This window comes from Pseudomonas sp. S3E17 (assembly GCF_024168685.1).
Classification (GTDB): domain Bacteria; phylum Pseudomonadota; class Gammaproteobacteria; order Pseudomonadales; family Pseudomonadaceae; genus Aquipseudomonas; species Aquipseudomonas marginalis.
In genome coordinates, this window is sequence record NZ_JALJWE010000001.1 from 638,547 (window position 1) to 662,813 (window position 24,267).

Annotated in this window: 2 protein-coding genes; both read left to right on the plus strand. The window is 66.1% G+C overall.

What is annotated here, in order from left to right; translation table 11 throughout:
• Window positions 1-12,906, plus strand: a complete 12,906-nt coding sequence (locus tag J3D60_RS02580) for a non-ribosomal peptide synthetase (protein ID WP_253489467.1) — start codon at window positions 1-3, stop codon at window positions 12,904-12,906.
• Window positions 12,903-24,227 carry a non-ribosomal peptide synthetase gene (locus J3D60_RS02585; protein ID WP_253489471.1) on the plus strand — a complete coding sequence of 3,775 codons (11,325 nt, stop codon included), beginning with the start codon at window positions 12,903-12,905 and terminating at the stop codon, window positions 24,225-24,227. Before J3D60_RS02580 ends, J3D60_RS02585 begins: the two co-directional genes overlap by 4 nt.
• The last annotated feature ends 40 nt before the right edge of the window (window positions 24,228-24,267 follow it).

The window sequence follows — 24,267 nt, forward strand, 5'->3', positions numbered from 1 at the left end:
ATGCAGTTCAGCGAATTATTGGCAGCGATTTCCACCCACGCGATCCGTCTGCAAAGGGAAGAAGACGACCTGATTGTCCTGGGTGACGATGAGGCATTGGACGATGCGTTGTGGGATCAACTGATCGCCCACAAACCTCGCTTGCTTACGCTGGTGACCGAGCATGGCGGGGACTGGTTGAGCCCGGCCTATCGCATCACGCCGGACATGGTGCCGCTGGTCAATCTCGACCAGCTGGCGATTGACCGTATCGTCGCGGCGATCCCCGGTGGGGCGGCGAATGTGCAGGATATCTACCCGCTGGCGCCGTTGCAGGAAGGCATGCTCTATCACCATCTTTCGGCAGCGCAGGGCGATCCCTATGTGTTGCACGCGCAGTTTGTGTTCGACAGCCGTGCACGTTTGGCGGCCTTTGTCGAAGCCTTGCAATGGGTGATCGATCGCCACGACATCCTGCGCACCTCCATGGCCTGGGAACGCCTCGATGAACCACTGCAAGTGGTGTGGCGCAAGGCAACCCTGGCCTGTGAAGAGGCGCACTTCAGCGGTGGCGATGCCCTCGACCGCCTGTTGACGCGCTACGACGCGCGCACTTACCGCATGGACCTGGGCCAGGCACCGCTGCTGCGCCTGGTATTTGCCGATGACCCGGCCAACCAGCGTGTGGTTGCCATGCTGTTGTTCCACCACACCATCCTCGATCACACCGCCCTGGATGTGGTACGCCATGAAATCCAGCTGTACTTGGCCGGCCAGCAAGACCAGGCCCCTGAGCCCGTAGCGTTTCGCCGTTATATCGCCCAGGTGCGCCACGGAGTCAGCGAGCAGGCCCATGAGGCGTTTTTCCGCGAGATGCTGGCGGACATCGACGAGCCGACCTTGCCGTTCGGCTTGCAGGACGTACAGGGCGATGGGCTGGGCATCGACGAGGCGCGTATTTCCGTCGACAGCGATCTGAGTCGCCGCCTGCGCAGCCTGGCGCGGCCGCTGGGGGTGAGCGTGGCCAGCCTGCTGCATCTGGCCATGGCCCGTGTCCTGGGCGTGGCTTCCGGGCGCGATGCGGTGGTGTTCGGTACGGTGATGCTCGGGCGCATGGGGGCGGGTGAGGGCGGTGAGCGGGCCTTGGGCATGTTCATCAACACCTTGCCGTTGCGGGTGGATGTGGGCGCGCAGGGCGTGCGCGCCGGGGTGCAGGCAACCCATGCGCGACTCACCGCGTTGCTCGAGCATGAACATGCCTCCCTGGCACTGGCCCAGCGTTGCAGTGGTGTGGCCGCGCCGACGCCGCTGTTCAGTGCGATGCTCAACTACCGGCACAGCGCCGCGGGCGACATGGCCGCGGTGATTGAGGTCGCTGAGGGCATCCAGGTACTGGGTGCCGAAGAACGTACCAATTACCCGCTGACGGTCAATGTGGATGACCTGGGCGAAGACTTTGCGCTGACGGTGATGGTCGATGGGCACATCGGCGCGCAGCGTGTCGCCGGCTACCTGCACACGGCGCTGGAGAGCCTGGCCCAGGCCCTGGAACACCATCCGGACACGCCCCTCGACCGCCTGGCGATCCTGCCCGATGAAGAGCGCCACCACCTGCTGCACAGCCTCAACCCTAGCCCTCGCACCTACGCCGACAGCGCCTTGATCCACCAGCAGGTCGAACTCCAAGCCGCCGCCCAGCCGGAGGCCATTGCCCTGCGGTTCGACCAGCAGCGTCTGAGCTATCGCCAGCTCAACGAGCGCGCCAACCAGGTCGCCCATCGTCTGCTGGCTCAAGGCATCCGCCCCGACGACCGCGTGGCCATCTGCGTCGAGCGTGGCCCGGAGATGATCATCGGCCTGCTGGGCATCCTCAAGGCCGGCGCCGGCTATGTCCCCATCGACCCGGCCTACCCGCTGGAACGCATTGCTTACACCCTGCGCGACAGCCAACCCCTGGCCGTGCTGGTGCAAGCCAACACCCGTCACCTGGTGGGCGAGCTGGCGCCGATCGACCTCAACGGCCTGCGCGGCGAGTCCATCGTCAATCCGCATGTGATGCTCGACCCCCACAACCTGGCCTATGTGATTTACACCTCCGGCTCAACCGGCCAGCCCAAGGGCGTGATGGTCGAGCATCGCCAGGTGGCGCGGCTGTTCAGCGCTACCGAGCACTGGTTCGGCTTCAACCGCAACGACGTGTGGGCGTTGTTTCATTCCTTCGCGTTCGATTTTTCGGTGTGGGAAATCTGGGGGGCGCTGCTGCACGGCGGCCAGTTACTGATCGTGCCGCAACTGCTCAGCCGTTCGCCGGAAGAGTGCTACACGCTGCTCTGCGAAGCGGGCGTCAGCATCCTCAACCAGACCCCCAGCGCCTTCCGCCAACTGCTCGCGGCCCAGGGCGACAGCCCCCAGGCCCATTCCCTGCGCCAGGTGATTTTCGGCGGCGAGGCCCTGGAGCCGGCAATGCTCAAGCCATGGTACGCACGGGCGATCAACGCCGGTACGCAGTTGGTGAACATGTATGGCATCACCGAAACCACCGTGCACGTGACGTACCGCGCGCTGGAAGCGGCGGACGCGCAGTTGGTCGGCGTCAGCCCGATTGGCGGGCCTATTCCCGACCTGCAACTGTATGTGCTGGACGCCCACCACGAGCCGCTGCCGGTTGGCGTGGTCGGCGAGTTGTACGTCGGCGGTGCCGGTGTGGCGCGGGGGTACCTCAACCGGGATGGGTTGACCGCCGAGCGCTTCCTCAGCGATCCGGCCACCGGACTGCGGATGTACAGGACCGGCGACCTTGGACGCCGGTTGGCCGACGGCAGCGTGGAGTACCTGGGGCGCAATGACGACCAGGTGAAGATCCGCGGCTTCCGGATCGAACTGGGCGAAATCCAGGCGCGCCTGGCCAGCGCCCAAGGGGTGCGCGACGCGGTGGTGATCGCCCGTGAAGATCAACCGGGGGACAAACGCCTAGTGGCCTACGTGATTGCCGAGGGCGACACCCGCATCGCGGCGCTGCGTGATCACCTGCTGCTGAGCCTGGCCGAACACATGGTGCCCAGTGCCTTCGTGCTGCTGGAGCGTTTTCCGCTGACCACCAACGGCAAGCTCGACCGCAAGGCCTTGCCTGCACCCGACGCCGATGCCGTGGCCCGGCGCAGCTACGAGGCCCCCCGGGGCCACGTGGAAACCGCCATCGCCGGCATCTGGCAAGACCTGCTCAAGCTCGATCGCATTGGCCGCGATGACCATTTCTTCGAACTGGGTGGCCATTCCCTGCTGGCGGTCAAGCTGATCGAACGCATGCGCCAGGTGAACCTCAGCGCCGACGTGCGCGTGTTGTTTGGCCAACCCACCCTGGCAGCACTCGCGGCGGCGGTGGGCGGGCAAGCGCAGGTGCAGGTGCCGGCCAACCCGATCCATGCCCACAGCCAGGTCATCACCCCGGACATGTTGCCGCTGATCGATCTCGACCAGGCCGCCATCGATCACATCCTCCACAACGTGCCCGGCGGTATCGGCAATGTGCAGGACATCTACGCCCTGGCGCCCTTGCAGGCAGGCATTCTCTATCACCACCTGGCGACCACCGACGGTGACCCCTATGTGCTGCAGGTGCAGTTGGGCTTTGACGATCAAGCTGCGGTGGATGCCTTTATCCTGGCGCTGCAGAGCGTGATCGAACGCAATGACATCCTGCGCACCGCGATCCTCTGGGAAGGCCTGGACGTGCCGGCACAGGTGGTCTGCCGCCAGGCGCCGCTGGCCGTGGAGCGCATTGAAGCCCCGGGCGTCGATGCCCTGGCGCACCTGCAACAGCGCTTTGACCCACGCCACTATCGCCTCGACCTGTCCCGCGCTTCACTGATGCGCCTGGCCTACGCCGAGGACCAGAGGCGTTTCGTCGGCATTCTGCTGCTGCACCATATCCTGCTCGACCACACCGCCCTGCAAGTGCTGGTGCAGGAAATGAGTGCCAGCCTGGCCGGGTGCAGCGCGCAACTGCCGGATGCGGTGCAGTACCGCAACTATGTGGCCCAGGCGCGCCTTGGGGTCAGCCAGGCCCGGCACGAAGCGTTCTTCAGCGAAATGTTGGGCGATATCGACGCGCCGACCCTGGCCTTCGGCTTGCAGGACGTGAATGGCGACGGCAGCGGCATTGTCGAAGCGCACTTGCCGCTGGAGCCGGCATTGAGCCTGGGCCTGCGCGAGCAGGCGCGGCAATTGGGCGTGAGTACGGCGAGCCTGGTGCACCTGGCCTGGGCGCACGTGCTGGGGCAAGTCTCCGGGCAGCAGGAGGTGGTGTTCGGCACCGTGCTGCTTGGGCGCATGCAGGGTGGCGAAGGTGCCGACCGCGCCCTGGGGATGTTTATCAACACCTTGCCGCTGCGGGTCAGCGTCGGCACCGTCGGCGTGCAGGCCGCGGTGCGCGCCACCCACGCGCGCCTGGCAGACTTGCTCGTGCATGAGCACGCGCCGCTGTCCCTGGCCCAGCGGTGCAGTGGCGTACCGGGTTCGTTGCCGTTGTTCAGCACGCTGCTCAACTACCGTCACAGCGCGCCGGCGGACGCGCCGGGAGACAGTCCGTTTGCCGCTTCAGGCATCCGGATCCTCAGTTCCGAAGAGCGCAGCAATTACCCGCTGGTGCTTAACGTCGATGACCTCGGCAGCGGCTTCGCCCTCACGGTGCAAGGCGTGGCCAGCCTGGACGCGCGGCGTGTCGGCGACTATATGCTCACCGCCTTGCGTCACCTGGTGACCGCGCTGCAACAGGCGCCCACCACGCCGATGCTGGCCGTGTCGATCGTGCCGCCGGCCGAACGTAACCAACTGCTGGTGGACTTCAATGCCACCGCCCGGGACTACCCGTCGCAGCTCACCGTGCCGCAACTGTTCGAAGCCCAGGTCCTGGCGCGCCCCGAAGCGGTGGCGGCAGTGCAGGGGCCGTTGTCCCTGAGCTACCGCGACCTTAACCGCCGTGCCAACCGCCTGGCCCATCACCTGATCAGCCAGGGCGTGCAGCCAGGGGAAAGCGTGGCGATTGCGTTGCCGCGCAGCCTCGACTTGCTGATCTGCCAACTGGCGATCCTCAAGTGCGGCGCCGTGTATGTGCCGTTGGACATCAATGCGCCGCTCGAGCGCCAGGCGCTTATCGTGCAGGACAGTGGTGCGCAGCGGGTGCTCAATACCTTGGCCGACCTGAATCTGGAGGCGCAGTCGCCGCACAACCCGCAAGTGTTGCAGTCATCGGAAAGCGTGGCGTACATCCTGTACACCTCCGGCTCCACAGGCGCACCGAAAGGCGTGCAAGTGCCCCACCGCGCCATCTCGCGCCTGGTGCTCAACAACGGCTATGCCGAGTTCAACCCGCGCGACCGCGTGGCCTTTGCCTCCAACCCCGCGTTCGATGCCAGTACCCTTGAGGTGTGGGCACCGTTGCTCAACGGCGGCTGTGTGGTGGTGGTCGAACAGGCGGTGTTGTTGTCCCAGGCGGCGCTGGCGTCGTTGCTGCAGGAGCAGGCCATCAGTGTGTTGTGGATGACCGCCGGGCTGTTCCACCAATACGCCGATGCACTGATGCCGGTATTGGCGCAGTTGCGTTACCTGATCGTCGGCGGCGATGTGCTCGACCCGCTGGTGATCGACCGCGTGCTCAAGCACGGCAAGCCCCGGCACCTGCTCAACGGCTACGGGCCGACCGAAGCCACCACCTTTGCCACCACCCATGAAATTACCCAGGTGGGCGAGGGCGGTATTCCGATTGGCCGGCCGATTGCCAATGCCCAGGCCTACGTCCTGGATGCGCACCGTCAACTGCTGCCGTTGGGCGTGGTCGGCGAGCTGTATATTGGCGGCGCGGGCGTGGCCAAGGGGTACCTGAACCAGCCGCAACTGACCGCCGAAACGTTTATCCCGAACCCGTTCGGCGCGGGCCTGCTGTACCGCACCGGCGATCTGGTGTGCTGGCAGGCCGACGGCACCTTGCTGTACCGGGGGCGCAATGACCTGCAAGTGAAAATCCGTGGTTTCCGCATCGAACCCGGCGAAATCGAAGCCTGCCTGGCCGCCTTCCCTCAGGTGGACCACGCCGTGGTGCTGGTCCGTGAAGACGAGCCTGGCGACAAGCGCCTGGTGGCTTACTACACCGCTGACGCGCCGCTGCCGATCGAAGCGCTGCGTGCCCATCTGCAGGGCCGGCTGCCGGACTACATGGTGCCGTCGGCCTATGTCTGGCTGGCACTGTTGCCCCTCACGGCCAATGGCAAACTGGACCGCAAGGGCCTGCCGGTACCGGATGCAGGCGCGCTGCTCAGCCGTGGGTATGAGGCGCCGGAAGGCGAGGTGGAAACCCTGCTGGCGCAGATCTGGCAGGATGTGCTCAAGCTTGATCGCGTCGGCCGTCATGACCATTTCTTTGAGCTGGGCGGGCACTCGCTGCTGGCGGTCAGCCTGATCGAGCGCATGCGCCAGGCCGGTCTGAGCACCGATGTGCGTGTGCTGTTCAATCAGCCGAGCCTGGCGGCACTCGCGGCGGCAGTCGGCAGCGGCCGTGAGATTGCGGTGCCGGCCAATGGCATTCCTGCGGGCTGTACCCGGATAGTGCCGTCGATGCTGACCCTGGTGAGCCTTGATCAAGCGGCCATTGACCGGGTCGTCGCCAGCGTCCCTGGCGGTGCGGCGAATGTGCAGGATATCTACCCGCTGGCGCCGCTGCAGGAAGGCATTCTGTACCACCATATCAGCGCCGAGCAGGGCGATCCGTACCTGCTGCAATCGCGCATGGCCTTCGACAGCCTTGAGCGGTTGCAACGGTTCATGGGCGCGCTGCAACAGGTGGCGGCCCGTCACGACATCCTGCGCACCAGCGTGGTCTGGGAAGGCCTCGACAGCCCGGTCCAGGTGGTCTGGCGTGAGGCGCCGCTGGTGGTTCAGGCGATTGACCTTGACCCGGCGCACGGCGATATCCTCGAACAACTGCATGGGCGTTTCGATGCGCGCCACTATCGCCTGGACATTACCCAGGCGCCGTTGCTGCGTATGGTCTACGCCCCGGACCCGGCCAACCGGCGGGTGGCGGCGATCCTGCTGTTCCACCACCTGGCGCTGGATCACACGGCGATGGCGGTGGTGGGTCGGGAGATGGACGCGTTCCTGTTCAACCAGGCACAGGACTTGCCGCTGGCCGCACCGTTCCGTAACTATGTGGCCCAGGCGCGTCTTGGCGTGAGTGTGGACGAACACGAGCAGTTCTTCCGCGCGATGCTCGCCGAGGTCGATGAGCCCACCTTGCCGTTCGGCGTGCAGGATGTGCAGGGTGACGGGCGCGCTATCGAAGAGGCCGAGCAGGCCGTGGACGCCGCGTTGGCCAAGCGCCTGCGGGAACAGGCGCGATTGCGCGGCGTCAGTGCGGCGAGCCTGATGCACCTGGCGTGGGCGCTGGTGCTGGGGCGTGTCTGTGGGCGTGACGAGGTGGTATTCGGCACCGTCCTGATGGGCCGCATGCAGGCGGGCGACGGCGCCGACCGTGCCTTGGGGATGTTCATCAACACCTTGCCGCTGAAGGTGGACGTGGCCGCCGACGCGGTGGCCGCGCTCAAGGCCACCCATGGGCGCTTGAGCGCCTTGCTCGGTCACGAACACGCCTCCCTGGCCCTGGCCCAGCGCTGCAGTGGCGTGGCGGCTTCCACGCCGCTGTTCAGCGCCTTGCTCAACTACCGTCACAGCCACCCCGGTGAGATGGCCCGCGACGGCCATGGCATTTGGGAAGGTGTGCAGCTGTTGGGCGGTGAAGAGCGCAGCAACTACCCGTTGACCCTCAGTGTCGACGACCTGGGTGAAGGCTTCGGCCTGAGCGTGTTGGCGCTGCCGCGCATCGGCGCGGGGCGCGTGTGCGCTTACATGGCCAATGCCATCGAGCAACTGGTCGACACTCTGGAAAATACCCCGCACACCGCGCTGGACCAGCTGGATATCCTCCCGGTCAGCGAACGCGAAACCCTGCTGCGCGAGTTCAATGCCACGGTGGCGGATTTCCCCACCGGGCACACCGTACATGGCGCCTTTGAAATCCAGGCCGAGCGCCAGCCCCATGCCATTGCCGTGGTGCAGGACGGCACATCCCTGACCTATCGCCAGCTCAACCAGCGCGCCAACCAGTTGGCCCATCACCTGCTGGCGCAGGGGGTGCAACCGGATGACCGCGTCGCCCTGTGCTGCCGGCGTGGGCCGCAGATGCTGGTGGGATTGCTGGGTATTCTCAAGGCGGGCGCAGGTTATGTGCCGATTGACCCGGCCTATCCCGCTGCACGCATTGCTTACTTGTTGCAGGACAGCGCTCCTGTGGCGGTGCTGGCGGAAGCGAGCACCCGCGAGCTGCTGGGTAATGTCGCCAGCATCGACCTGCATGAGCGCCACCACACCGACGTGAGCAATCCGCAAATCGCCGACCTGACCCCGGCGCACCTGGCCTACGTGATCTACACCTCAGGCTCCACCGGCCAGCCCAAGGGCGTGATGGTGGAGCACCGCAGCGTGGAAAACCTGGTGCATTGGCACTGCGAAGCCTTTGGCCTGAGCGCCATCAGTCACACCAGCAGCGTCGCCGGTTTTGGTTTTGACGCAATGGCCTGGGAGGTGTGGCCGGCATTGTGCGTGGGCGCTACCCTGCACCTGCCGCCTTCCGAGCTGGGCAATGAACAGATTGATGACCTGCTTGCCTGGTGGCTGGCGCAGCCCCTGGACGTCAGCTTCCTGCCCACGCCGGTGGCCGAATATGCGTTCAGCCAGGACCTGCACCACCCCACCTTGCGCCTGCTGCTGATCGGCGGCGACCGCTTGCGCCAGTTCAGCCAGGAGCGGCGCTTTGCCGTGATCAACAACTACGGGCCTACCGAGGCCACGGTGGTCGCCACCTCCGGCCGCGTGCGTGCCGGGCAGGCGCTGCATATCGGCCGGCCCATCGCCAATGCCTGCGTCTACGTGCTGGATGAGCACTTGCGGCCGGTGCCGGTGGGTGTCGCCGGTGAACTGTATGTGGGCGGCAGCGGCGTGGCTCGCGGGTATCTGAACCGTGCGCAGATGACGGCCGAACGCTTCCTGCAGGACCCGTTCAACGCCGGTCGCATGTACCGCACCGGCGATCAGGTGCGCTGGTCGCCCGACGGCAATCTTGAGTACCTGGGACGCAACGACGAGCAGGTGAAAATCCGTGGTGTGCGCGTCGAGCTGGGCGAAATCGAAAGCTGCCTGGCGGCGTTGCCAGGGGTGGGCGAAGCGGTGGTGCTGGTGCGCGAGGGGCGCATGGTGGCCTGGTTCACCGAACACCACCCGCTGTCCATCGAAAGCCTGCGTGAGCAACTGCAGGCGCACTTGCCGCAGGCCTTGGTGCCGGTGGCCTACGTGCGGCTCGACGTACTGCCCTTGACCGCCAACGGCAAGCTCGACCGCCAGGCCTTGCCGGCACCGGACCAGGCCGCCGTGCTGAGCCGTGAGTACGAAGCTGCGCAAGGCGCCGTGGAAACCACCCTGGCAAGGCTCTGGGCCGAAGTGCTGCAGGTCGAGCAGGTGGGGCGCCACGATCACTTCTTTGAACTGGGGGGCCATTCGTTGCTGGCGGTCAGCCTGATCGAGCGCATGCGCCAGGTTGGCCTGAGCGCCGACGTGCGCGTGCTGTTCAGCCAGCCGACCCTGGCCGCCCTGGCCGCGGCGGTGGGCAGTGGTCGCGAAGTCCAGGTGCCGGCCAACCGCATCCCGGCTGATTGCCAGCGCATCACCCCGGACCTGCTGTCCCTGGTGACACTCGATCAATCGAGCCTGGACCAGATTGTCAGTTGCGTGCCCGGCGGCGCCGCGAATGTGCAGGACATCTACCCCCTGGCACCCTTGCAGGAAGGCATTCTGTACCACCACCTCACGGCCGGGCAGGGCGACCCCTACCTGCTGCAGTCGCACCTGGCGTTTGACCGTATCGAGCGTCTGCACGCCTTCGCCCAGGCGCTGCAGCAGGTGATCGATCGCCACGATATCCTGCGCACCGGGGTGGTCTGGGAGGGCCTGGTGCAACCGCTGCAAGTGGTGTGGCGCAAGGCCCGATTGCCACTTGAACACTTGCACCTGCAAGGCGATGTACTGGCCGGCCTGCATGAACGCTTCGATGCCCGGCGCTACCGCCTGGACATCAGCCAGGCGCCCCTGATCCGCCTGGCCTATGCCGAAGACCCGGCCAACCAGCGCGTGGTGGCGGTGTTGCTCTATCACCATATCGCCCTCGACCACACCGCCTTCGACGTGGTGCTGCGGGAAATGCAGGGCTACCTGCTCGGCCACCCGGCGCCCACCGCCGCGCCGATGCCGTACCGCAACTACGTGGCCCAGGCGCGTCTGGGTGTCAGCGAGCAGGAACACGAGGCGTTCTTCCGCGACATGCTTGGCGATGTCGATGAACCCACCTTGCCCTTCGGCCTGCAGGATGTCCGCGGCGACGGCAGCGCTATCGAAGCGCACAGCCTGCAATTGGACAGCGACCTTAACCGCCGCCTGCGGGCCCAGGCCCGTTTGCTCGGCGTGAGTACGGCGAGCCTGTTCCACCTGGCCTGGGGCCAGGTCCTGGCGGCCACCTCCGGGCGGCACAGCGTGGTCTTCGGCACGGTGCTGGTGGGGCGCCTGCAAGGCGGCGAGGGCGCCGACCGTGCCCTCGGCGTCTTTATCAACACCTTGCCCCTGCGCCTGGATATCGACGCCCAAGGTGTGCGTGCAGCCGTGCGCACCACCCACGCACGGCTCAGCGCGTTGCTCGGCCACGAGCATGCCTCCCTGGCCCTGGCTCAGCGTTGCAGCGGTGTGGCGGCACCGACGCCGTTGTTCAGTTCGATGCTCAACTATCGCCATCGCGGCGCCGCCACCCGTTCCCAGGACGCGCAACACGCCTGGGAGGGCATGCAGACCCTGGTCAACGACGGGCGCACCAACTACCCGCTGACCTTGAATGTGGACGACTTGGGCGATGGCTACGACGTGACGGCATTGGCCCACGTCGATGCGCAACGGATCTGCGGTTATATGCAAGTGGCCTTGGCCGGGCTGGTCGAGGCCCTGGAGCAGGCGCCGCACCAGGCGCTCCATCGGCTGCCGATCCTGGGGGCCGAGGAGCGGCAAAAACTGCTGGTTGAATTCAACGCCACCGAGGTGAATTACCCCCTCGACCAGACCCTGCACGGGCTGTTCGAGGCCCAGGTCATGCGCACGCCGGATGCCGTTGCCGTGAAAGCGCACGAGCAACAGCTCACCTACCGGCAACTCAACGAACGCGCCAACCGCCTGGCCCATCATCTGCGTGAATGGGGTGTCCAGCCGGAGTCGCGGGTGGGGATTTGCCTGGAGCGCGGCCTGGACATGCTCATTGGCCTGTTCGCCATCCTCAAGGCCGGTGGCGGTTATGTGCCGCTCGACCCGGCGTACCCGCTGGAGCGTATCGCCTACATGCTGGACGACAGCGCGCCGGTGGTGGTGCTGGCGCAACGTGCGACTCGTGGTGTGCTCGGCGAGGTGCCGGTGATCGACCTCGACCAGCCCACCTGGCAGCACCAGAGTGCGAGCAACCCCGAGGTGCCGGGCCTCACCGCCCGTAACCAGGCCTACGTGATCTACACCTCCGGCTCCACCGGTCAGCCCAAAGGCGTGATCAACGAGCACGCCGGGGTGGTCAACCGATTGCTGTGGATGCAGGACGCCTACGGCCTCAAGGCCCATGACGCAGTGCTGCAGAAAACCCCGTTCAGCTTCGACGTGTCGGTGTGGGAGTTCTTCTGGCCGTTGTTCACCGGCGCCCGCCTGGTGATGGCGCGTCCCGGCGGGCATAAAGACCCGGCCTACCTGTGCGATGTGATCGAAGCTGAGCAGATCACCACCTTGCACTTTGTGCCGTCGATGCTCGATGTGTTCCTGGCCCACGGCGATGTCGGCCAGGCGGCGGGGTTGCAACGGGTGATCTGCAGCGGCGAAGCCCTGCCGGGCAGCCTGGTGCGCCGCTTCAAGCAGCAGTTGCCGGGGATCGGCCTGTACAACCTGTACGGCCCCACCGAAGCCGCGGTGGACGTGACCGCCTGGAACTGCGCGCGCCCCGATGCAGCGGACAACACCCCGATCGGCAAACCCATCGCCAACACGCGCCTGTATGTGCTGGATGGGCAGTTGCAACCGGTGCCGCTGGGCGTGGTCGGCGAGCTGTTTATCGGCGGCGTGCAGGTGGCGCGGGGTTACCTGAACCGTCCCGAGTTGACGGCCGAACGTTTCCTCAAGGACCCCTTCACCCCCGGTCGCCTGTACCGCACCGGTGATCTGGGGCGCTACCTGCCGGACGGCAATATCGAGTACCTGGGCCGCAATGATGATCAGGTCAAGATCCGTGGCCTGCGCATCGAACTCGGGGAAATCCAGGCGCGCCTGCTTGAGCATCCGCAGGTCAACGAAGCGGCGGTGGTCGCCCGTGAAGACCGGCTCGTCGCGTACTACACCGGTACCCCTGCCGATATCGAGCAACTGCGTGCCCACCTGTTGCAGCACCTGCCGGACTTTATGGTACCCGCGCTGTTCGTGCACCTCGACGCGCTGCCCCTGAGCCCCAACGGCAAGCTCGACCGCAAGGCGCTGCCGGCGCCTGGCATGCAGGCGCTGCAGGGGCGTGAGTACCAGGCGCCGGAAGGTGATACCGAGATCCTGCTGGCCCGGCTGTGGGCCGAGCTGCTGAACGTGGAGCGGGTAGGGCGCCTGGATAATTTCTTTGAACTGGGCGGGCACTCGCTGCTCGCCGTGAGCTTGATCGGGCGCCTGCGCCAGGAAGGCATGGAAGCCGATGTGCGGGCGCTGTTCGAACAGCCGACGCTGGCCGGCTACGCCGCAATGACCGAACGAATGGAGATCGTCCTGTGAGCCTCTTTGAGCTGCTGGCAACCCTGAAAACCAAGGACATCCAACTGGCGCTCAAGGGCGAACAGTTGTCGGTGCAAGGCAACAAGCAGGCCTTGAGTGACCCGGCGATCCTGGCCGCGTTGCGTGAGCACAAACCGGGGCTGATCGAGCTGATCAAGGCCGGCGAATACGCGCCGGCCAAGGCCGGTGAAGTCGCGGTGCCGGCCAATGGCATTGCGCCGGGCACCGAACGCATCACGCCGGACATGCTGACGTTGTCATGCCTTGACCAGGACGAGATCGACCGCATTGTCGCCACCGTCGACGGCGGCGTGGCGAATATCCAGGACATCTACCCGCTCGCGCCGCTGCAGGAAGGCATTCTGTTTCACCATGCCAGCGCCGGACAGGGCGACCCGTATGTGATGCAGTCGCAGTTCGCGTTCGACAGCCTGGCGCGGTTCGACGCGTTCGCCCAGGCCCTGCAAACCGTCATGGATCGCCATGACATCCTGCGCACCGGCGTGGTCTGGGATGGCCTGCAACAGCCGTCGCAAGTGGTGTGGCGCCGGGCGTGCCTGCCGGTGCAGGCCCTTGAGCTGGACCCTGCCGACGGCGACATCGGCGCACAACTGCATGCGTTGTTCGATGCCCGTCACTATCGGCTCGACGTCACCCAGGCGCCGCTCCTGCGCCTGGTGCGCGCCGATGATCCGGCCAACCAGCGCATTGTCGCCACCTTGCTGTTCCACCATATGGCCCTGGACCACAGTGCCCTGGAGGTGGTGTGCCATGAAATGCAAGCGTGCCTGCAGGGGCAGGGCGCGACGCTGGGCCAGGCGGTGCCGTTTCGCAACTATGTGGCGCAGGCACGGTTGGGCATCAGCGAGCAGGAACACGAGCAGTTCTTCCGCCAGATGCTGGGCGACATCAGTGAGCCAACCTTGCCCTTCGGTTTGCAGGACGTGCAGGGCGATGCACGGGGCATCCGCGAACTCAGCCTGCCCTTGGCGGCGCCGTTGAGCCGACGCCTGCGCACTCAGGCACGGCAGCTGGGCGTCAGCGCGGCAAGCCTGTTTCACCTGGGCTGGGCGCAGGTGTTGAGCGCATTGTCCGGCAAGCAACAGGTGGTCTTCGGCACGGTCTTGATGGGCCGCCTGCAGGGCAGTCATGACACGGAACGGGCCCTGGGGATTTTCATCAACACCCTGCCGTTGCGCGTGGATGTGGACGCCCAGGATGTAGGCACCGGGGTTAAGGCCACCCATGCGCGGCTCACCACATTGCTGCGCCATGAGCATGCGCCGCTGGCCCTGGCCCAGCGTTGCAGTGCCGTGATTGCCCCCACGCCCTTGTTCAGCGCGCTGCTCAACTATCGTCACAGCGCACCCGCCGCCAGCGCCGAGGCCGTGTCGGCATGGCAGGGCATCGTCGCCCTGAGTGCCGAGGAGCGTACCAACTACCCGCTGACCTTGAGTGTCGATGACCTCGGCGAGGACTTTGGCTTGAGCCTGCTGGCCAGTGCCCAGGTGGACCCGCAGCGTGTGTGCGCCTACCTGCAAACCGCCCTGGAACACCTGGTGACTGCGCTGGAACAGGCACCGACCACCGCGTTGAACCAGGTGACGGTCGTCCCCGTTGCGGAGCAACGCCTGGTGCTTGAGCAGTTCAACGCGACCTCGGTGAGTTTTCCCCAAGGCACCACCCTGCATGGGCGTATCGAAGCCCAGGCCGCGCTGACGCCCGATGCCATCGCCGCCGTGCACCTCGAGCGCACACTGACCTACGCCGAGCTGAACCAGCAAGCCAACTTGTTGGCCCATCATCTGTTGGCGTTGGGGGTCAAGCCCGATGACCGCGTGGCCATCGTCGCGCGCCGGGGCCTCGATACCCTGGCCGGGTTGCTGGCGATCCTTAAATCCGGTGCCTGCTACGTACCGGTGGACCCCTCCCACCCGGCCGAACGCCTGGCCTACCTGCTCAGCGACAGCGCCCCGGTGGCGGTGCTGGCCCAACACGCCTTGCTCGAACGCCTGCCTCCGCTGGACGTGCCGGTGATCAACCTCGATCGCTACACCTGGCACCATCATTCGGCGAGCAATCCCGTGGTCGCCGTCACACCGAGCCATCTTGCCTATGTGATCTACACCTCCGGTTCCACCGGCCTGCCCAAAGGCGTGATGGTGGAGCACCACACCGTGGCCAACCTGGTGGACTGGCATTGCAACGCCTTCGACCTCTGCGCCGGGCGGCATACCGCCAGCGTTGCGGGGTTCGGCTTCGATGCCATGGCCTGGGAAGTGTGGCCGGCGCTGTGTGTCGGGGCGACGCTGCACCTGCCACCGGCCCACGACGGCCCCGAAGACATTGATGCACTGCTGGCCTGGTGGTGCGCGCAGCCGCTGGATGTGGCTTTCCTGCCGACACCGGTGGCCGAGTACGCCTTCAGCCAGAACATCGAACATCCCACCCTGCGCACGTTGCTGATCGGCGGCGACCGCCTGCGTCAGTTCGGGCGCGCGCAGCGGTTTGAGCTGATCAACAACTACGGCCCTACCGAAGCCACGGTGGTCGCCACGTCCGGCAAGGTCGAGGCGGGACAGGCGTTGCATATCGGCAAGCCCATCGCCAATGCCACGGTCTACCTGCTGGACGCACAGCAGCGTCCGGTACCATTGGGTGTGGCGGGTGAGGTGTACGTGGGCGGCAAGGGTGTGGCACGCGGCTATCTGAACCGGCCTGAATTGAGCGCCGAACGCTTCCTGCACGATCCCTTCAATCCCGGCCGCATGTACCGCACCGGCGACCTGGCGCGCTGGCTGCCGGACGGCAACCTCGAGTACCTGGGGCGCAACGACGACCAGGTGAAAATCCGCGGCGTGCGCATCGAACTGGGTGAAATCGAAACCCAGCTCAACCTGTTGCCCAGCCTCCAGGAAGCCGTGGTGGTGGTGCGTGAAGACCGGCTGGTGGCCTATTACACGGAAAGTCCGCAGTTCGACCCGCTGGTCGTCGGCGATATCCGCGCCCATCTGCTGGCGCACTTGCCGGACTCTATGGTCCCGGTGGCCTTCGTGAAGCTGGATGCGCTGCCCTTGACCGCCAATGGCAAGATCGACCGCAACGCCCTGCCGGCGCCGGACATGACGGCAGTGTTCAGCCGTGAATACGCAGCCCCTCAAGGCGAGATCGAAAGCCTGCTGGCGCAGATCTGGGCCGATGTGCTGCAGGTAGAACGGGTCGGGCGCCATGACCACTTCTTCGAATTGGGCGGGCATTCGTTGCTGGCGATGCGCATGGTGTCGCAGATTCGCCAGCGCCTGGGCGTGGAACTGTTGCTCAGCGAGCTGTTTGCCAATGCCGAACTGACGGCTGTCGCCCAGGTGCTGGCCCAGGCGGGTCGCAGCACCTTGCCGGATATCCTGCCGGCCAACCGCGATGAGCCCGTGCCGCTGTCGTTCGCCCAGCAGCGCCTGTGGTTCCTGGCGTTGATGGAAGGCGCCAACACCGCCTACAACATTCCCATCGGCCTGCGCCTGCGTGGGCAGCTGCATGTGCAAGCGTTGCAACGGGCGCTGGCGCGCATCGTCGCGCGCCATGCCACCCTGCGCAGCCGTTTCGCCCAGCACGGCGACGAAGCCCAGGTGCTGATCGTCGCCGCCGAAGACGTGTTGCCGCTGCAAGTGCAGGACTTGCGTCGCCACCCGCAGCCGCAACAGGCCCTGGATGCGCTGATCCATGGCGAAGCCTCGGCACCCTTTGACCTGGAGCGTGGCCCGCTGCTGCGCGGGCGTCTGGTGGTGATGGCTGACGAGCACCATGTGCTGCTGCTGACCCTGCACCATATCGTTTCCGACGGTTGGTCCATGGGCGTGCTTACCCGTGAGCTGATGGCGCTGTACCGCGCGTTCAGCCATGGCCAGCCCGACCCGCTGCCGCCGCTGGCGATCCAGTACGGTGACTTTGCCGTGTGGCAGCGCTTATGGCTCAGCGGTGAAGTGCTGCAACGCCAGAGCCACTATTGGCAACAGGCCCTGGCCGGTGCGCCGGCGTTGCTCTCCTTGCCCACCGACCGCCCGCGCCCGGCCCGCCAGGACTACGCCGGCAGCAGCGTCGAGGTGCGCCTGGACGAACGTCTCACCGCCGGGCTCAAGGCCTTGAGCCAGCGCCATGGCTGCACGGTGTACATGACCTTGATGACGGCCTGGGCCGCATTGCTGGCGCGGCTGTCCGGGCAGCAGGATGTGGTGATCGGCTCACCGGTGGCCAACCGTACGCGCAGCGAGGTGGAAGGGCTGATCGGCCTGTTCGTCAACACCCTGGCGGTGCGCATCGATACCTCGGGCGGGCTGAGCACCGAGGCGTTGCTGGCGCGGGTCAAGGCGCTGACATTGGCGGCCCAGGCCCACCAGGACCTGCCCTTCGAGCAAGTGGTGGAAATCATCCGCCCGACGCGCAGCCTGGCCCATAGCCCGTTGTTCCAGACCCTGCTGAGCTGGCAGGACAGCAGCGCGCCGACCCTGGCCCTGGGCGACCTCGCCCTGGAAGGCATCGTCGAGAACAGCCACTTCGCCAAGTTCGACCTGTCGCTGAACCTGGGGGAAGTGCAGGGCACGATCCTCGGCGCGCTGGAGTACGCGGTGGCGCTGTTCGATGAGTCGACCGTGCAGCGTTACGTCGGCTACTTCACACGGTTATTGCAGGCCATGGTCGATAACGACCAGGCGGTGCTGGAGCATGTGCCGCTGGTGGACGCGCGCGAGCGCGAGCGTTTGCTGTTCGACTTCAACGCCACCCGGGCGGACTACAACCTTGACCAGACCGTGCACGGGATGTTCGAAGCCCAAGTGATACGTACGCCGGAGGCGATTGCGGTCAAGGCCGGCGAGCAGCAACTGACCTATGCCGAACTGAACGCACAGGCCAACCAACTGGCCCATCACCTGCACGCGCTGGGCGTGCAGCCGGACTCGCGGGTGGCAATCTGTGTGGAGCGCAGCCTGGCGATGGTGGTCGGCCTGTACGCGATCCTCAAGGCCGGCGCTGCCTATGTGCCGTTGGACCCGGCGTATCCACGCGAGCGCCTGGCCTACATGCTTGAAGACAGCGCCCCCGTTGCCGTGCTGGCCCAGGCTTCGACCCGCGATCTGCTGGGCGCGGTACCGCTAGTGGATCTGGACCAGCCGTGCTGGCAGCACCATTGCATCGACAACCCCCCATTCGCGGGCCTGGCTGCCTATGTGATCTATACCTCCGGTTCCACCGGCCAACCCAAGGGCGTGATCAACGACCACGCCGGGGTGGTCAACCGCCTGTTGTGGATGCAGGACGAATATGGGTTGACCGCTCAAGACCGCGTCTTGCAGAAAACCCCGTTCAGCTTCGACGTGTCGGTGTGGGAGTTCTTCTGGCCGCTGTTCACCGGCGCGTGCCTGGTGATGGCGCGTCCCGGTGGGCATAAAGACCCGGCGTACCTGTGCGACGTGATCGAGGCTGAACGGATCAGCACCGTGCACTTCGTGCCCTCGATGCTCGATGTGTTCCTGGCCCATGGCGATGTGAGCCAGGCCGCCGGGCTGGCGCGGGTGATATGCAGCGGCGAGGCCTTGCCCGGCAGCCTGGTACGGCGCTTCAAGCAGCAGTTGCCCGGCAGCGAACTGCATAACCTGTACGGCCCTACCGAAGCCGCCGTGGATGTGACCGCGTGGAACTGCGCAGGCGCGGTGACACCGGATAACACCCCCATCGGCAAGCCGATTGCCAATACGCGCATGTACCTGCTGGATGGGCAGTTGCAGCCGGTGCCGCTGGGCGTGGTCGGCGAATTGTTTATCGGCGGCGTGCAAGTAGCTCGCGGTTACCTGAACCGCCCGGAACTGACCGCCGAACGTTTCCTCAAGGACCCGTTCAGCGCCGGACGGATGTACCGCACCGGCGACGTCGGACGTTATTTGCCCGATGGCACTATCGAATACCTGGGTCGCAACGATGATCAGGTGAAGGTTCGCGGCCTGCGTATCGAACTGGGGGAAATCCAGGCGCGCCTCACCGAGTATGCCGCCGTCAACGAAGCTGCCGTGGTCGCCCGCGACGATCACCTGGTGGCGTACTACACCGGTGTACGCAGCGAGATCGAAGCCCTGCGCGGCCATCTGCTGCAGCACCTGCCGGAGTTCATGGTGCCGGCGATTTTCGTCCACCTCGAGGCGTTGCCCCTGAGCCCTAACGGCAAGCTCGACCGCAAGGCCCTGCCTGCACCGGGTGCGGATTCGGTGAGGGTGCGCGAGTACGAGGCGCCCCAGGGTGATACGGAAGTCACCCTGGCCAGCCTGTGGGCGGAGTTGCTCAATGTGGAGCGCGTGGGACGTCACGACAACTTCTTCGAGTTGGGTGGGCACTCACTGTTGGCCGTCAGCCTGATAGGGCGTATGCGTCGCCTCGGGTTGTCGGCGGATGTGAAGGTGCTGTTCGGCCAGCCGACCCTGTGTGCACTGGTGGCAGCGCTGGGTGGCGGGCGTGGCGTGGCGGTGCCGGTCAATGGCATTGCCGAGGGGGCCACGGCGATCACGCCGGACCAGTTGCCCCTGATTCAACTGGATCAGGCCGACATCGATCGTATTGTCGCCGGCATCCCCGGTGGTGCGGCGAATGTGCAGGATATCTACCCGCTGGCGCCGCTGCAGGCCGGCATGCTCTATCACCATCGCGCGGTGCAGGGCGACGATGCCTACGTGCTGCAGGCGCAGTTCGCCTTTGATTCCCGCCAGCGCCTGGATGCGTTCGCCCGGGCGTTGCAGGCGGTGATCCAGCGCCACGACATTCTGCGCTCGTCGTTTCACTGGGACGGCCTGGAAGAACCGCTGCAAGTGGTGTGGCGCAAGGCGTCACTGCGCGTCGAAAGCGGCCCGTTGCCCCAGCGCCTGGACCTGGCCCAGGCGCCTTTGATGCGCCTGGTCTACACCGAGGAGCCCCAGCGCGTGGTGGCCACGCTGCTGTTCCATCACCTGGTCATGGACCACTTGGCCCTGGATATCCTGCAGCGCGACATGCAGGCCTTCCTGCTGGGCGAGCAGGATTCGTTAGGTGCAGCGGTCCCGTATCGCAACTATGTGGCCCAGACCCGCAGCGGTGTCGATGCACACGAAGGGTTCTTCCGCGAGATGCTCGGTGACATCGACGAGCCCACGGCAGTCCCCGGCCTGGGCGCCGATGAGCCGGCCCAGTTGAGCGTGGATCCCGCACTGAGCCAGCGCCTGCGGACCCAGGCGCGCCAGGCGGGTGTCAGTGCCGCAAGCCTGATGCACCTGGCCTGGGCCCATGTACTGGGCAAGGTGTCCGGCCGCGAGCAGGTGGTGTTCGGTACGGTCATGCTGGGTCGCCTGCAAGGTGGCGAGGGGGCCGAGCGGGCCATGGGGGTGTTTATCAATACCTTGCCGCTGCGGGTCGACCTGGGCGAACGCGCGGTACGCAGTGCACTGCGTGCTACCCACGCCCGACTTACCCAGCTGCTCAGCCATGAACACGCGCCATTGGCCCTGGCTCAGCGTTGCAGCGCAGTGCCTGTGGCGACGCCGTTGTTCAGCGTGTTGTTCAACTATCGCCACAGTGCGCCGCACGCCGGTGGTGTGGCCGACGCGTGGCAGGGCATTCAATTGCTCAAGACTCACGAGCACAGCACCTTTGGCCTGTCGATGAGCGTGGATGACCTGGGCGCCGGTTTCAGCCTCAAGGCCAGGGGACCGGGTGCCCGGCGTCTATGCGAGTACCTGCATATCGCACTGGAGCAGCTGGTGCAGGCGTTGGAACACAACAGTGACCTCGCCATCGGCCGCTTGCCGATCCTGCCCGACGCCGAACGTCGCCGGCTGCTGGAATTCAATGCGACCCGGCGCCCATTCCCGCGCGAGCACACGGTGCAACGTCTGTTCGAAGCCCAGGCCCAGGCAACGCCCGACGCACTGGCGGCGGTGCAGGGCGAGCAGGCCTGGAGTTACGGTGAACTGAACCAGCGCGCCAACCGCCTGGCCCATCACCTGCTGGGGCTTGGGGTGCGCCCCGCCGATAACGTTGCGATCCTGCTGCCACGCTCCCTGGACCTGTTGGTGGGCCAACTGGCGGTGCTCAAGTGCGCCGCCGCCTATGTGCCGCTGGACAGCAACGCTCCGGCCGAACGCCAGGGCTTTATGCTGCAGGACAGCGGCGCGGCGTGGCTGCTGAGCCGCAGTGAAATGGCTGCCGATTACCCCGCACAGCGCCTGGACCTCGACACCCTGGCCCTCGATTCGCAACCGAGCCACAACCCGGCGCTGTCGCAATCGAGCGACAGCGTGGCGTACATCATGTACACCTCCGGCTCCACCGGTACGCCGAAGGGGGTGCGGGTGCCCCATCGCGGCATCACGCGGCTGGTGATCAATAACGGCTATGCCGACTTCCAGGCCGGCGACCGCGTGGCCTTCGCTTCCAACCCGGCGTTCGACGCCAGCACCATGGACGTCTGGGGCGCGCTGCTCAATGGCGGCCAAGTGCAGGTGATCGAGCACACCACGTTGCTCGATCCGGTCGCCTTTGGCCGGGCGCTGCAAGGCGTGACGGTGCTGTTTGTGACCACGGCGCTGTTCAACCAATACGTGCAACTGATCCCTGACGCCCTGGCCGGCCTGCGCATCCTGTTGTGCGGCGGCGAGCGTGCCGACCCGGCGGCCTTCCGCAGCCTGTTGGCCCGGGCGCCCGCACTGCGCCTGGTGCATTGCTATGGGCCGACGGAAACCACCACCTACGCCACCACCTATGAAGTGCGCGCGGTTGCCGACGACGCGGACAGCGTGCCGGTGGGCCGGCCCATCTCCAACACCCAGGTGCACGTGCTGGATGCGCACTTGCAGGAGGTGCCGCTGGGCGTGACCGGTGAAATCTGCATCGGCGGCGACGGCGTGGCCACCGGGTACCTGAATCGCCCGGACCTGAGCGCGGAAAAATTCGTGCAGGACCCCTTCAATGAGGGCGCCTTGATGTACCGCACCGGCGACCTCGGCCGCTGGAACGCTGAGGGTCTGCTGGAGTGCATCGGCCGTAATGACGACCAGGTCAAGGTCCGTGGCTTCCGTATCGAGCTGGGTGAAATTGAAGCGCGCCTGGCGACCCACGGAAGCATTCAGGACGTGGTAGTACTGGCCCGTGAGGACGCCCCGGGCGACAAGCGCCTGGTGGCCTATTTCACTTGGGTGGCCGAGCCCGTCGCTATCGACAGCGTACGCGCCCATCTGCAGGGGCAGCTGCCGGACTACATGCTGCCGTCGGCCTATGTGCCGCTGGAGCGCTTGCCGTTGACGGCCAATGGCAAGGTCGACCGCAAAGCCTTGCCGGCCCCGGCCCTGGACGCGTTGTGCTGCCGCGAATTCGAAGCGCCGGCCGATGCACTGGAGCAGACCCTGGCCCAGCTGTGGGCCGAGGTGTTGAAGCTGGCGCAGGTGGGCCGGCATGACAGCTTCTTCGAATTGGGTGGGCATTCATTGTTGGCGATTCGCCTGGTCAACCTGATGGAGGAGGCGGGGTTGCAGGTGTCCCTGGCCGAGCTGTTCCAGCACGCCAGCGTCGCCTCGGTGGCCGCCATGCTGCGCCAGCGCACCCAGGCGCCGGAGCGTGATACTGCGGTGATCACGGTACGCAGCAGCGGCTCGCAGGCGCCGTTGTTCCTGGTCCATGAGTTCAGTGGCATGGACGTGTATTTCCCGGCGCTGGGCCAGCACCTGCCCGGTGACTATCCGATCTACGGCCTGCCTGGCGTGGCACTCGGTGAGGCGCATCTCAACACCATGGAAGGCTTGGCGGCGCGCATGGTCGGCCTGATTCGCGGCATCCAGCCCCACGGGCCTTACCGGGTCGCCGGCTGGTCGTTTGGCGGAGTGCTGGCCTACGAAGTGGCGATGCAATTGCTCGGGCAGGATGAGCCGGTGGCGTTCCTTGGCCTGATCGACAGTTACGTACCGCGCATGACCGACCAGGGCAAGGCGCGCTGGAGCGGGCCGGATGCCCTCAAGCGGCATTTGCTGTTGCAATGCACGGCTTATTGGAACGCACAGGGAGGTGTGGATGAGCTGGCGAGGATTGAGCAACTTGAGGCACAGCTTGGACAGTTGGACTTTGCGGGTCTGCTGCAACGCTGTCGCGATCAAGGTCTGTTGTACGCGCAAATGGCGGCAGCGGCGGACGCGGACCTCTTGAGCTTTATCGAGCGCGAAGTGGGGCATGGGCATGCGCTGGCGCACTACAGCCTGTTTCCGTTGCCGATGGCGGTGCATCTGTTCAGCGCCCAGGAGCGCCCGACCGAGTTGGCGCGGCGCAGCGAGTCCCTGGGTTGGAACGACGCCCTGGCCCCCGGGAAACTGCAGCGAGTTGAGGTGCCTGGGGATCACCAGAGCATGATGCAGGCGCCCCATATCCAAGGCTTGGGTCGCGCCATGAGCGCGGCGTTGCTGGCAAGTACGCCGGTGAGCCAGGCGCCGCACCAGCCGCTGTTGCGAATTCAAAGCGGCCGCGCCGGGTATGCGCCGCTGTTCTGCGTGCCGGGTGCGGGGGACAGCGTGACCGGGTTTGTCGGCTTGAGCGAAGCGCTGGGGCGTGACTGGCCGCTGTTCGGCCTGCAGCATCGGGGCCTGGATGGCGAGGCGGTGCCCCACAGCCAGGTCGAGGCAGCCGCGCGCTGTTACCTGACGGCGCTGGAGCACGAGTGCCCGCGTGGGCCGGTGCATCTGGTCGGGCATTCCTTTGGTGGCTGGATCGCATTGGAAATGGCCCTGCGCTTGCAGGCGGCCGGGCGCGAAGTGGCATCGTTGACGGTAATCGACAGTGAGGCACCGGCTGGCGCGGGGCGGCCCTACACCACCACGGCGGCGTTGGTGCGATTGATCGAGGCCATGCAGTTGGCCGCGGGCAAGGCGTTTGGCATTGATCTCGTGGACTTTGCCGGGCTCGATGAGCGCGCGCAGCGGCAGGCGTTGCATGGGGGCATGGTCGACGTGGGGTTGTTGCCGGCCCGTGCCAGTGTGGACGCGATGACGGGGCCGGCGCGTACCTATGGCGCGGCGTTGCGCACGGTGTATCGGCCTTTGCGGCGCTATGAAGGTGCAGTGCGCCTGGTGCTGGCCGAGGACCCGGCGCTGGACGCGGCGGGGAATCAGCGGGAGCAGGGGAGGATGATCGAGGGGTGGCGCAAGCAGGGCAGCGCCTTGGAGGTCTGGTATGGGGCGGGGAACCACTTCACCTTGCTCAAGGTACCGAATGTTCACAGGCTGGCGCGCTGGTGGTTGGACGGCGTGGTGATTGGGGAGGTGGTTTCGTGAAGAGGGTCTACCCCCTCCCGCCTATGGACTCCCTCAAAAA